The 12,420-nt window shown below is 46.4% G+C and carries 10 protein-coding genes; 5 read left to right on the top strand and 5 right to left on the bottom strand.

Features of this window, described 5'->3' with window-relative positions:
- Window positions 1-323: 323 nt before the first annotated feature.
- Window positions 324-593: a hypothetical protein gene (locus tag QH73_RS16435; protein WP_039717102.1), complete on the bottom strand. Its 270-nt coding sequence runs from the start codon at window positions 591-593 to the stop codon at window positions 324-326.
- A gap of 369 nt (window positions 594-962) precedes the next feature.
- Between QH73_RS16435 and QH73_RS16440 the strand changes: the two genes are divergently transcribed.
- The 3 genes from QH73_RS16440 to nadB all read left to right on the top strand — a co-directional run bounded on the left by QH73_RS16440 (window position 963) and on the right by nadB (window position 4,142).
- The gene (locus QH73_RS16440; protein WP_039717101.1) at window positions 963-1,745 is read left to right on the top strand and encodes a DUF3120 domain-containing protein; all 783 of its coding nucleotides are present in this window, start codon (window positions 963-965) and stop codon (window positions 1,743-1,745) included.
- A 115-nt stretch (window positions 1,746-1,860) separates the two neighbouring features.
- Complete coding sequence (gene psbU, locus QH73_RS16445) at window positions 1,861-2,301, top strand: photosystem II complex extrinsic protein PsbU (RefSeq protein WP_309476492.1); 441 nt, start codon at window positions 1,861-1,863, stop codon at window positions 2,299-2,301.
- A gap of 122 nt (window positions 2,302-2,423) precedes the next feature.
- Complete coding sequence (gene nadB / locus QH73_RS16450) at window positions 2,424-4,142, top strand: L-aspartate oxidase (RefSeq protein ID WP_039717766.1); 1,719 nt, start codon at window positions 2,424-2,426, stop codon at window positions 4,140-4,142.
- 12 nt (window positions 4,143-4,154) lie between these two features.
- On the opposite strand, the gene QH73_RS16455 is transcribed toward nadB, so the two are convergent.
- The 4 genes from QH73_RS16455 to btpA all read right to left on the bottom strand — a co-directional run bounded on the left by QH73_RS16455 (window position 4,155) and on the right by btpA (window position 9,226).
- Window positions 4,155-4,388 carry a hypothetical protein gene (locus tag QH73_RS16455; protein WP_132867167.1) on the bottom strand — a complete coding sequence of 78 codons (234 nt, stop codon included), beginning with the start codon at window positions 4,386-4,388 and terminating at the stop codon, window positions 4,155-4,157.
- Window positions 4,389-4,870: 482 nt separating this feature from the next.
- Window positions 4,871-7,000, bottom strand: a complete 2,130-nt coding sequence (locus tag QH73_RS16460) for a CHASE2 domain-containing protein (RefSeq protein WP_039717098.1) — start codon at window positions 6,998-7,000, stop codon at window positions 4,871-4,873.
- A 115-nt stretch (window positions 7,001-7,115) separates the two neighbouring features.
- Window positions 7,116-8,102: a vitamin K epoxide reductase family protein gene (locus QH73_RS16465; protein WP_039717097.1), complete on the bottom strand. Its 987-nt coding sequence runs from the start codon at window positions 8,100-8,102 to the stop codon at window positions 7,116-7,118.
- A 260-nt stretch (window positions 8,103-8,362) separates the two neighbouring features.
- Window positions 8,363-9,226, bottom strand: coding sequence for a photosystem I biogenesis protein BtpA (gene btpA, locus QH73_RS16470; RefSeq protein WP_039717096.1), 864 nt, complete (start codon window positions 9,224-9,226; stop codon window positions 8,363-8,365).
- 349 nt (window positions 9,227-9,575) lie between these two features.
- Between btpA and rimO the strand changes: the two genes are divergently transcribed.
- Window positions 9,576-10,895 (top strand): 30S ribosomal protein S12 methylthiotransferase RimO, encoded by a 1,320-nt coding sequence (rimO, locus tag QH73_RS16475; protein ID WP_039717095.1) that lies wholly within the window; start codon window positions 9,576-9,578, stop codon window positions 10,893-10,895.
- Between the two features lie 70 nt (window positions 10,896-10,965).
- Window positions 10,966-12,414 (top strand): DEAD/DEAH box helicase, encoded by a 1,449-nt coding sequence (locus QH73_RS16480; RefSeq protein WP_039717094.1) that lies wholly within the window; start codon window positions 10,966-10,968, stop codon window positions 12,412-12,414.
- The last annotated feature ends 6 nt before the right edge of the window (window positions 12,415-12,420 follow it).

Genomic DNA, 12,420 nt, shown 5'->3' on the forward strand with positions numbered 1-12,420 from the left:
CCTACCTGACAGCACTATCTTGTTTTTGAGTTTCTCATACTATCACACAGCCGCGATCTCCTTTATTCCACCTCAGACAGAAACAATAGCAAAAAGCCGCAAGTTTTAAGTATTGTTAGTTAAAACTTGCGGCTTCTCCAGACACGCTTGAAATTTGTATTTGATAGCAATTTCCAGTTGAATGAGGTACACGGATCTGTAGGGGCACACAGCCGTGCGCCCCTACGAATGTATTAAACCCGCATGGGAAATGCTACGAATTTGAATTTGTATCGCGCAATGGCGATACACTAATCGCTAAATTTTGGTCGCTAGCTTTTCGATTAGGCAGCTAATTCTTGCAACTGTGCGCGATCCGTGTTGTACTCTACGGCACTTAGCGGTAATTGTTCTGCTTGTGGAGCTGGTACTTGTTCCAAAACCTTGACTTCAATATTGACGGACACTAGATATGTACCAGGTTCCGCACCAATAGCTTCAGCAATCAATTTTGCGATCTCTGGACGCTTGGCAGTAATTGGATCGCGCAGGATACACCGATCCCAGTCATGCTTAGCAGTGGGGTTAAGGCTGAGAATATAGTGCTTGGTCATAGAGCAATTTTGAGTTTATCTTGCGTCACATCGAGCTACCATCAAGCCATTTTTTACTTCTGCTGACTCGATAACAACTATCACTATTATAGTACAAGTGTACCAAATTAGCCAAGAGACCATACAATTCAAAATCGGTCAATTCACGATAAAACCCGCCTGTACCAGTGTAGGGGCGGGTTTTGAACCAAGATTTATTCTCCCCAGGCAGGAATCCTTTGCTAAACCCGCCCCTACAACTCCTACTCCCTGATCGCTGACAACTATTCAAACAACGATTATTGAGATAGTATATATATGCCCCAGGGGGGGATTTACATTGTGATATATTGAATAAGATTAAGATAAGTAACAAATTTTAATATTCAATTGATTAATTCTACTTTGCCTACCTACACCACTCCCACACCTACGATTCGCTCAGTCTCAACTGAAACGAGCGATACCATCGTCCAGCCGTCAAATTTAGAATCGTCAAACTTCGATCTAGTACAACCCATCTCAGCTCAAAAAGCCAAGCAGCAAACATGGTGGGCATTTGGAGCGGCTGTATTTTTGGTATCTGTACCAGTTTTTATCGAAGCGCCGCTGGTGCGATCGCTACCACTACTCAGTCTGGGAATAACCCTGATTTGGGTGTGGCTGAGTTTAGTATTGATGTCTCGTCCTTCTAGTCATTTATGGGGCGATATTCTCTTGGGATTTAGCTGGAGTTGGTTAGCTGGCTCGATTTATTGGGGATGGTTGCGCTGGGAACCACTGCTACATCTTCCAGTTGAGGCGATCGGGCTACCGTTTGCGATCGTTTGTTTGCGGCGTAATTGGGGCAAGGTTGGTAATTTTTTCTATCTAGGCTCTTTGTTAGGTACAGTCGTCACCGACCTCTACTTTTACATCGCCGATCTAATTCCTTACTGGAGGCAAGTCGTACAGGTCGAACCAACGTTAGTCGCACCAATTCTTCGCAGTGCCTTGGCACAAGTGTATACCCCTTGGGGGTTGAGTTGGGCAGCGGTCTTAGTGTTGGTGTTGCTAGCAGGGGGAGTCTTTTCCTTGCGCGCTCGACAGACTCATTGGTGGGCATTTAGTGGAGCAGTGTTGAGTACAATTTTAGTAGATAGCTTATTCTGGCTAGCTGCGGCACTGGCTTAAATTTTTGCCGATCGCGATCGCCTTGTCTGATACTCAGGTAGTCAATAAGCTATATATTAGTTTCTGATACTAGCTGTGTGCTGATTTCAGTTGGATGCAAAGAGGTAGAGAAACTGTGAAAAAATTGATACGTTTATTAACAATTTTGAGTGTATTGGTAGGTTGTTTGGGATGGCTGGGCATATCCCAACCCGCGATCGCTGCTAATCTCAGCGATTTTAGCCTGCGTACCGTACCAATCCTAGCTGTAGAGTCTCCGGCTCAATCAAGCAATCGAGCAGATGCGAAGCTGGCAACAGACTTTGGTAAGAAAATCGATTTAAACAACACAAACGTTGCTGCTTTTCGGAAATACCCAGGACTTTACCCCACCCTAGCCCGTAAAATCGTGCAAAACGCTCCCTACGAAAACGTAGAGGACGTAATGGAGATGCCAGGATTATCCGAGCGTCAAAAACAAACTCTAGAAGCAAATCTCGGTAACTTTACTGTTACTGATGTAGAAGCTGCTTACACAATGGGTGACGATCGCTATAACAACGGCATCTACAGATAAATCCTTTTTGAATTGACAATTTAGCCTCAGCCCACCCTATTTCTAGAGTGGGTTATTTTTTACTCAGTTATTGGTTATCAGTTAACCGTCAACTGTCAACTATCAACCAACAACCCTTACCCTTGCTACAAAACCTCAACCATTTTGATGTCATAGTCGTAGGAGCCGGAGCTGCCGGACTCTACACGGCACTGTGTCTACCCAGCCACTTTCGCGTCGGTTTAATTGCCAAAGAAACGATAAATCTGTCTGCAAGTGACTGGGCGCAGGGTGGAATTGCTGCGGCGATCGCGGCTGATGATTCTCCTCAGTTGCATGTAGAAGATACGCTGCAAGCGGGGGCTGGGTTGTGCGATCGCGCATCTGTAGAATTTTTGGCTCACAAAGCACCGGAATCCATTCAATCTTTGGTAGACATGGGGGTTGCCTTTGACCGTCGCGATCGCGAATTAGCATTAACCATAGAGGCTGCTCACTCCCGTCGTCGCGTCCTCCACGCCGCCGATACCACTGGTCGCCAGGTCATTGCTACCCTGACAGCGCGGGTTCTCGAACGCCAGAACATTCAAGTTATTCCCCAAACCATAGTTTTAAGTCTGTGGCTTAACCCCCAAACCGGACACTGTGAAGGTATTAGTCTCTTTGATGGCAATCGCATTCTCTGGTTGCGCGCTCGTGCTGTCGTCTTAGCAACAGGTGGCGGAGGTCAAGTTTTTGCCCAGACAACCAACCCCAAGTTGAGTACGGGTGATGGCGTGGCGATCGCTTGGCGGGCTGGAGCCATGCTGCGAGACTTAGAATTCGTCCAGTTTCACCCGACTGCTCTGACCAAACCTGGAGCAGACCGATTCTTAATCAGCGAAGCGGTACGCGGTGAAGGAGCGCATTTAATCGATGATACGGGTAGGCGTTTTGCTTTTGACTATCACCCAGCAGGAGAGCTAGCACCCAGAGATGTTGTTAGTCGTGCCATATACAGCCATTTGCAGCGTACCTCAGCCGATCCTGCTACTGCCTGCGTCTGGTTAGATTTGCGATCGATCCCAGAGGCAAAAATTCGTCAGCGGTTTCCCAATATCGTTCAAGTATGTCAGCACTGGGGCATAGATGTTTTTCAGGAGCCAATTCCAGTTGCTCCCGCCGCCCATTATTGGATGGGAGGAATTGCCGCAGATTTAACGAACCGCACTTCAATCCCTGGATTGTATGCTGTCGGCGAAACAGCTAGTACGGGAGTCCACGGCGCGAATCGTTTAGCAAGTAATTCTTTGCTGGAGTGTGTCGTCTTTGGGGCGCAGATGGCTCTGTTGAAAGATGAAGTAGAAGGGATGAAGGATGAATATACCGGATCGGATTTTAGTCTTTACCCTTTGTCGTTTAGCTTGTCAGAGATTGATTGGCTGAGCCAGCAAACCACAATTGAAGCTATCCGTTACGAACTGCCGCGTTTGGTCTGGCAGAGTGCGGGTATCTGCCGCGAACAGCAAGGATTAGAGCGGGCGATCGCGCAGGTACAATTGTGGCAACAGGCATTTATTACCCTGCCCTTGAGTCAGTTTTTGCTTCAACTTCCGCCTGGACAACCAGCCCATATCAATGTTTCCGATCTTTCAGCCAATCTTCCCGCGAATTTGCTTGAGGTAGAGCAGTCTTTGCGTCTGTGGAGCGAAACCCGCAATCTACTCGATATTGCTTACTTAATTCTCAAAAGTGCTGCCTTTCGTACCGAAAGCCGAGGCGGGCATTACCGCTTAGATTATCCTCATACCGAAGCTCACTGGCAAACTCATACTCTCATCCAGTACGAACAGTGGTGGAAATCCGAACCGACCGCAACTTAACAACCAATTTGCTTATCTCGTACCAGATCCGATCGTTCTACTAGGACTACCGATTGAGCTTGGCAATTGGTAGATTTGACTGATTTGCTCGATCGCCGGAGGAGCGTCCGAGAAATTAGTAAAAAAATTGACTAAGGTGTCAACACTGCCAGCAATCCAAAAAGCAACTAGCTGCAAGCCGAGCGTGACCATAAGTATAGTAATTTTGAGATTGTCGGACATGGCTGTTGCTGGACTGCTACGCATGTACATACTCCATATTTCAGCTAAAATTTTTCAGTATTTTTACTAGTAATTAATGTAATTTATGCATTTTTTATACATTTAATTGGTTTGAGCCGATTGTTATATGCGATCGCCTCTCTCACCATCTAATGTAGAAAGCCAAAATCGACAACCAAGATAAACAATATGTGGATATCTCTTATAGGTACTACAATCACATCGAGCGATTTACGGAACAGACATGATTTTATTCCTTAGCAAATTAAATCTCACTCTATCCGCAGAAAGAAGAGCTAGTCTCTCTATAGAGAGAAGTAAAAATTGTTGATTCGAGTTAGCTTCCCAAAGCTAGAAAGTCGTTTCAGCTAAAAGTAACGTAGTCTTGCATCTATCTCGCAGCAGAGGTAAACAAAATATTAATCCTATGGCAATTAAGGCTAATCCATTTTTTGCGGGATTTGCGTGTGGCGATCGCTAGCACAATTTAGCTTTACAAACTAGCTTTACCTAGAGACAACAACCGCTATTTGATAGCAGTTTTTTCCTAGCTGCTTTGCTCGGTACATTGCAGTATCAGCCTGCTTAATCAGACTATCAATAGTATTGCAATGCAGGGGGTAAACGCCAATTCCTACACTAGCTGTAATTGAAAGAGCTTGTTCGTTAAGCGCAAAAACCTCAGACAGAGTTGCCAAAATCTTATTTGCTACTTTTTCGGCAACGCTGACTTCTGGAATTGCAGGCAAGATAACGGTAAATTCATCACCACCCAAACGAGAAACAATATCGCTGTGACGCAAACACCCCGATAGTCTTTGGGAAACAGCAACTAACAAGCGATCGCCCCAATCATGTCCTAAAGTATCATTGACCTGTTTAAAGCCATCTAGATCGATATACAATAGCCCTACCAACAACTGATGGCTTTGCGCCCAAGCAATTGACTGGTTCAGATGTTCGAGGAATAGCTGTCGATTTGGTAAACCCGTCAGTGGGTCGTGTAAAGCCAGATGGCGGAGTCTTTGTTCGGAAAGCTGTAGCTCGGTATTATATTGGACTAAATCCGCCGTCTGACGCTTCAGCTCTTCTTCCAACTGCTTGCGTGCCGTGATATCTCGAATGACACCCACTAGATATAGATTGCCAGCCGCGTCTTGATGGAGCGATCGCTTCGTAGAAATTAAATGAGTCGTCCCGCTAACATCGCTAAATTCTTCTTCGTGTTCCATAGTCGTGCCACTATGAAAAACCAGATCGTCCTGCTGGCGAAACACTTCTGCTTCTTGAGGAGAAAAAAAATCGGCTTCCGACTTATCAATTAATTCTGCTAACGGATAACCAATCAGGCGACAGTAAGCTTCATTCAATACGATCCAACGATACTTTTTATTCTTGACAAAAATCGGATCGGGAATCGTATCAATTATCCCCTGCAAAAAATCTTTAGAGCGCTTGAACTCCTCTTGCATCTGAGCGTTGCAGGCAGTCATTAAACCGGATACAGCAAATAGCGCCAGCAAAGGTGGGACAATAGGCAACCACCAACCTTGAAGAAAAGCAAGATAAGTAATGCTAATTAAGCCTAAAGCCGCCAGTAGCACGTAAATTGTGGAATAGACGATCTGCCAACGGCAACTGAGATTTGCTGCCACCACGATCCAAGCCACTATCCACATGCTTTCCCAAAAGTCCGACCAGACGTGGATTAAGGGGCGTTCTCCTAAAGCTGCGCTGACAATTTGGCTAACAAAATTAGCGTGTAATTCTACTCCGGCAATCGGTTGAGCTGCTCCCCATAGGGGACTGGCGCTATCGGGAGTATAGAAAAAATCCTTTAAGCTAGGGGCAGTAGAACCAATAATGACAATGCGATCGCGAAATATTTCTGCTGGGACTCGATCGGCTAGTACGTCACGCATCGGCACTTGTAGAAAATTCGTGCTGGGGTGACGAAAGTTAGCGAGAATTTGATATCCACCAGCATCAGCACCAACATAACCGCCATCGTGAGGCTGAAAGCGGTGAAACACGGCTTGACCCAAATGCAACGCCTGAAAATTCTGCTCGATTAATGGGGACGCGATCGCTTCTGCTTGCAGGTACGTTAAAGCTAGCTTCAAATCAAAGCTTTCATGTAGTTTTGTAGGTGTAGACCAGTACAGCAACCCTCGCCTCACCCTACCATCAGCATCTAAGACAACATTGTTAAAACCAACGCGATCCAGTCGATCTAAAAGGGGCGATGGGGCGACACTATAGCGATCGCCCATTTGTTCGATACCAACTAAATTGGCAATGGTAGTCAAAGCTTGGCGCAATTCCTGCTGACCTGGAGGTACTGGCAAGTCGCGATAGATATCTAAACCTATAGCGCGAGGCTTGCCAACACTCACTTTTTGTAACAGTTCGGCAACTACCCTATCTGGTAAGGGCCACTGCCCGACTTGCTGTAAATCTGCCTCATCGATCGCCACAATTGCTATCCGTGCGTCTTGTGCTTCCCAAGGACGCAGGCGAAAAAACCGATCTAAAGCCGCCCACTCCAAAGGCTGTAGTAAGCCACTGAAGCGTAGCAGCAAGCAAATAGCAGCGCTAAAAATTGTAATCCAAACTCGCTGTTTACGAGATAGCAAAGGAGGGGTGAGGAGTGAGGGGTGAGGAGTGAGTGGCTAGTGGCTGGTTGCTGGTGGCTAAATTCTGAGTTTTGTTCTAGTCACTAAACACTAGTCACCAGTCACTGATAACTAACTACTGAAATGCATTGGGAAAGTTTTTGAAATTCGTCTGTCCTTTATAGCCAGAAATTTCTGCTAATTCCTTCAAAGACTTCACACCTGCATATTGTTTACCGTTAATCTCCCAAGTCGGAAAACTTTGAATCTTGGCTGCTTCGCATTCGGGTGCTAGCTTCTTGGCTTTAGGGGGAGCGCACTCAATATGGTTGATATAACTGTAAGCTTCTTTGCCAAATAGTTGCTTTTGTTCGTGACAGTGGGGACACCACCAAGCGATGTATTCTTTAGCTCCAATTTCTTTGAGATGTTTTGCCAGTGCGATTTCTGATTCTCCAGAAGTCGTTGTAATCTGCCAACCAACTCCCGGAATCGGATCTCCAGCAGGCTCTAGCTGTACTTGTTGTGCAGTAGTAGTATTATTTGGTTTTTCTACGTCCGCATAAACGGCAAGCGTACCAATTAGCGTGACCATTCCTACTATCAATGCTGTAAATAATATTTGCCCTACGTCTTCCCAGGAGCGACCTAATAGTGTCAGGGTGAGCATACTAACCGAGAAGAGCGCCGAGGCAATACAGTACAAGCAAAAGGCGTTGATTTTAGCAAATAGCACGTACATCAAGTAGCCGCTAAAAACGGACATGGCGATCGCCCCTGCTAATAGCAGCATCCACGTCACATTCTCCAACTGAGAGCGGAGTGCTTTGTTTTGGTTTGGATTGACTGCTAGGGGAGTCAGGGCAAACACGACCATGCTCGCATAAGCCAAGCAACCGAATAAAGCCAAAGGTAAACCAAATACAGTTGCCCAAGGACTTGAAAGGACATCAGCGCAGCTGGAACTTGCTTCAGCGCCCGCGCTAGCAAGACATCCAGGCGTGCGTCCCATCAACTTTTCTATAGTTAAGTATCCCGTGACCAGCGCTCCTACTCCGGCGATCGCAGCGATCGCGGGGCGAGACCAGCGATGAATCCAAGGTGTAGAACGTCGGCGTATCATAAACAAATGACAAATGATAATTAATAAATGACGACTAATTATTAGCTTTGTCAATCATAACGGAACCTTTTTACGACCCTTAGGCAATATCACAACTCCGTTACATACTCTAGGGATAAGGGAGAGAAGAGAGCTGAGGCAGCGATCGGGAGCTGAGGAGGCTGAGGAAGAAAGAAATTTAAAATCTTTACACCCCACACCCTACATCCCACACCCTACATCCCACACCCCACTTACTACTAGCCACCAGCCACTAGCCACTAGCCACTCACTCTTCCGACTCCCGACTCCCGACTCCCGACTCCCTTCAAACTAGCTACCTTTGTAAAACTGCGACGTGCGGCTTCGACAAACTGGCTGACGCGAATCGGATCGACTGGCTGTTCGCGTCGTCCGTGACGTTTGAGAGAACTAGAAACAATCACTCCATCTGCGGCTGGCATTAAAGTAGAAATATTTTCCCAATCCGCACCGCTGCCAATAAAAACTGGCGTACCGTTGGCTGCTGCTGTCGCCAGTTCTAGGTCTTCTAAGTTGGGCGGGTTGCCCGTTGCCCAACCAGATAGAATCACTGCGTCGGCTAGTCCCCGCTCGATCGTGTCTTGTACGGCATTGGTTAAATTGGTAGAACTGAGAGGACGAGCGTGCTTTACCAATACGTCTGCAAAGATTTTGACATTGCTACCAAGTTCTCGCCGATAGCGCAAAAGGCTGTGGGCTTGTCCTTCAATAATGCCTTGATCTGTTGCCATTACGCCTGTCAAGACGTTAACGCGAATGAATTGTGCCTGCACGCAACTAGCGATCGCCATTCCACTATGAGCGTCGTTTCGCAATACGTTCAGTCCGATCGGTAGAGTCACTAGCTGTTTGAGCCGCTGTACGATCAGTGTCATGGCGCTGACGACTGCTGGATCGACTCGCTCTTTAACGAAAGGTGCGTCAAAAAAATTTTCGACAATAATTCCATCTACTCCACCAGAAGCTAAAGCTGTAGCTTCCTGTTCTGCCCTGTCAATGACAGCAGCTAAACTTCCACCCCAGCGAGCAGATGTAGGCAGGGGTAATAAATGTACGACTCCAATGATAGGGCGATCGGTTTTAAATGTCTGATTCAGATCCACGTCTTTACAATACTTCGGACGCACTTATTTAGAAGTAGGCTAAGACAAATCATAACTTCTTTCAGTTATCAGTTATCAGCGAAAGCGTGAAAGCGTGACTAGAACAGAACTCAGAATCCAGCCACCAGCCACCAGCCACCAGCCACTCAATATAATTTTTGTAAAATATTGTAAATTTTCATTCATTACGCTACTATATAGATTGCATAGGTTGAGCGATTGCATTGACCGCATCCGGTGAGCAGAGAGCCATAGGGGTGTAGCATCAAACGGGGAAACCGTTTTGGAAGCGATCGCTACAATAGAACGACTGAAAAACCCTGTCTCTACTTACACTTAAATTGACTTCATGGGCAAAAAGCCAACAATTGCATTTTCTCATCTAGGCTGCGAGAAAAACCGAATAGATACGGAACACACGATCGGACTCCTCGTTCAAGCTGGATACGAGGTCGATAACGACGAAGAACTAGCCGATTATGTTGTCGTCAATACCTGTAGCTTTATTCAAGCAGCGCGTCAAGAATCGGTTCGTACTATAGTCGAGCTAGCAGAAGCAAATAAAAAAATCGTCATTATGGGCTGCATGGCGCAGCACTTTCAGGAACAACTGCTAGAAGAGATCCCGGAAGCGGTAGCCGCGATCGGTACGGGAGACTATCACCAGATTGTAAACGTAATTGAGCGGGTAGAAAAGGGAGAAAAAGTAAAGCTTGTCTCGCCCGAACCAACATATATCGCTGACGAAACTACACCTCGATATCGCACGACGACAGAAGGAGTAGCATACCTGCGGGTAGCGGAAGGATGCGATTACCGTTGCGCTTTTTGCATTATTCCTCACTTACGGGGAAATCAAAGATCGCGCTCGATTGAATCGATTGTGACAGAAGCAAAGCAACTCGCCGCTCAAGGGGTACAGGAAATTATCTTGATTTCCCAAATTACCACTAATTATGGTGTAGACTTGTACGGCGAACCAAAATTAGCAGAACTGTTAGTTGCTTTAGGTAAAGTCGATGTTCCTTGGATTCGGATGCATTATGCTTATCCAACAGGGTTGACACCGAAAGTCATCGAGGCAATTCGAGCCACGCCAAATGTCTTACCGTATTTAGACCTACCCTTACAACACTCCCATCCTGAAATTCTCCGTGCGATGAACCGCCCTTGGCAAGGTCGGGTCAATGACAGTATTATCGAACGGATTAAAACGGCAATCCCAGAGGCAGTTGTACGGACAACATTTATAGTAGGATTTCCTGGCGAGACAGACGCGCACTTCGAGCATCTGATGCAGTTTGTCGAACGCCACGAATTTGACCATGTGGGTGTGTTTACATTTTCTCCAGAAGAGGAAACGCCAGCTTACAGCCTGCCGAATCAAATTCCTCAAGAAATTATGGATGCAAGACGGGATGCATTAATGGCACTCCAGCAACCGATTTCTTGGCGGCGGAATCAGGCGCAAGAAGGCAAAGTTGTGGATGTTTTAATCGAGCAAGAAAATCCTGAAACTGGAGAATATATCGGACGTTCAGCTCGGTTTTCACCAGAAGTAGATGGTTTAGTCTACGTCAAAGGTGTAGCTAGGTTAGGTTCAATCGTGCCAGTCAAAATTACCGAGGCTGAGCCATACGATCTCAAGGGTGAGGTTGTGAGTAGCTAATAGCGGATAGCTATCGATCGATAACAATCGATAACAAAAGTAGAAAAAACAGAGTAGTTTAGGAGCTTAAATGAATTTATCCTTTGAAAGCTTAGGTCTTTCAGAAAGCCGTATTCAACAATTAGAAAAAATTGGATTCACTACACCAACCAATATACAAGTACAGGCAATCCCCCAATTATTAGCAGGGCGCGATGTCGTTGGCAAATCTCAAACAGGTACGGGGAAAACAGCCGCGTTTTCTTTGCCAATTCTAGAGCAAATCGATCCGCAAAATAAGGCAATACAAGCGCTAATTCTCACTCCTACAAGGGAATTAGCCGTTCAAGTCTGCCAAGCCATGAAAAGCTTTGTAGATCGAAACGAAAGCCGCATTCTAGCTATCTATGGCGGACAATCAATTGAACGCCAAATTCAGCAGCTCAATCGCGGCGTACAAATTGTTGTTGGCACGCCAGGACGAGTGATTGACTTACTCGATCGCGGTAATCTTAAGCTAGACAAAGTGAAATTTGTCGTACTTGATGAAGCCGATGAAATGCTGAGCATGGGCTTTATCGACGATGTGATAAAAATTCTTGCCTCCGCACCAAAAGAGCGACAAACAGCTTTGTTTTCGGCAACAATGCCAAGCGCAATTCAGATGATAGTTGGGAAGTTTTTGCACTCGCCCGTCACAGTTGCGGTAGAACAGCCAAAAGCCGCTCCTACTAAAATTAGCCAAGTCGCTTATCTCGTACCGCGTCATTGGACAAAAGCAAGAGCATTGCAGCCAATTTTGGAATTAGAAGACCCAGAATCGGCAATCATATTTGTCAAAACTCGCAAAACAGCAGCAGATCTCACCAGTCAACTGCAAGCATCAGGTTATAGCGCCGACGAATATCACGGCGATTTAACCCAACAAGCACGGGAGCGCCTACTATCGCGGTTCCGCAACAAGCAAGTACGGTGGGTGATTGCAACAGACATCGCCGCGCGCGGTTTAGACGTAGATCATTTAACTCACGTGATTAACTACGATTTACCTGACAGCGTAGAAACTTACGTTCATCGGATCGGACGCACAGGTAGAGCCGGAAAAGAAGGCACGGCAATTTCCCTCATCCAACCGTTCGATCGCCGCAAACAGCAGCAGATTGAACGTCACGTTCGCCAAAGCTTGAAAGTTAGCTACGTCCCCACCAAAACGCAAATCGAAGCGCGGCAAATTGAAAAACTGCAAGAACAACTGCGGGAAGTTCTCTCTGGGGAAAGGTTAGCCTCCTTCTTACCAATCGTGCGCGAACTGGGCGAAGAATACGACGCACACGCGATCGCCGCAGCTGCTTTACAAATGGCTTATGACAAAACCCGTCCAGCGTGGCTCGACTCCGCTGAAGACGACATAGCAGACGAAAAGCGCTCCACTCCCAAGCCTCGCTTAGCCAAACGCGATCGCAACGGAGAAAAAGAGTTTTCCAGCTCAGAAAAGCGCCCAGTTGCTAAACCCAAACTGCGCACGGCACGGGAAAACTAGAGCATA

Origin of the sequence: Scytonema millei VB511283 (assembly GCF_000817735.3) — a bacterium.
In the GTDB taxonomy this organism is placed as follows: Bacteria; Cyanobacteriota; Cyanobacteriia; order Cyanobacteriales; family Chroococcidiopsidaceae; genus Chroococcidiopsis; species Chroococcidiopsis millei_B.

Excerpts from the sequence above, each read along its gene's own strand:
- rimO (WP_039717095.1), top strand. The coding sequence starts at position 9,576 with ATGGGCAAAAAGCCAACAATTGCATTTTCTCATCTAGGCTGCGAGAAA.
- QH73_RS16435 (WP_039717102.1), bottom strand. The coding sequence starts at position 593 with ATGACCAAGCACTATATTCTCAGCCTTAACCCCACTGCTAAGCATGAC.
- QH73_RS16465 (WP_039717097.1), bottom strand. The coding sequence starts at position 8,102 with ATGATACGCCGACGTTCTACACCTTGGATTCATCGCTGGTCTCGCCCC.
- QH73_RS16480 (WP_039717094.1), top strand. The coding sequence starts at position 10,966 with ATGAATTTATCCTTTGAAAGCTTAGGTCTTTCAGAAAGCCGTATTCAA.
- QH73_RS16455 (WP_132867167.1), bottom strand. The coding sequence starts at position 4,388 with ATGCGTAGCAGTCCAGCAACAGCCATGTCCGACAATCTCAAAATTACT.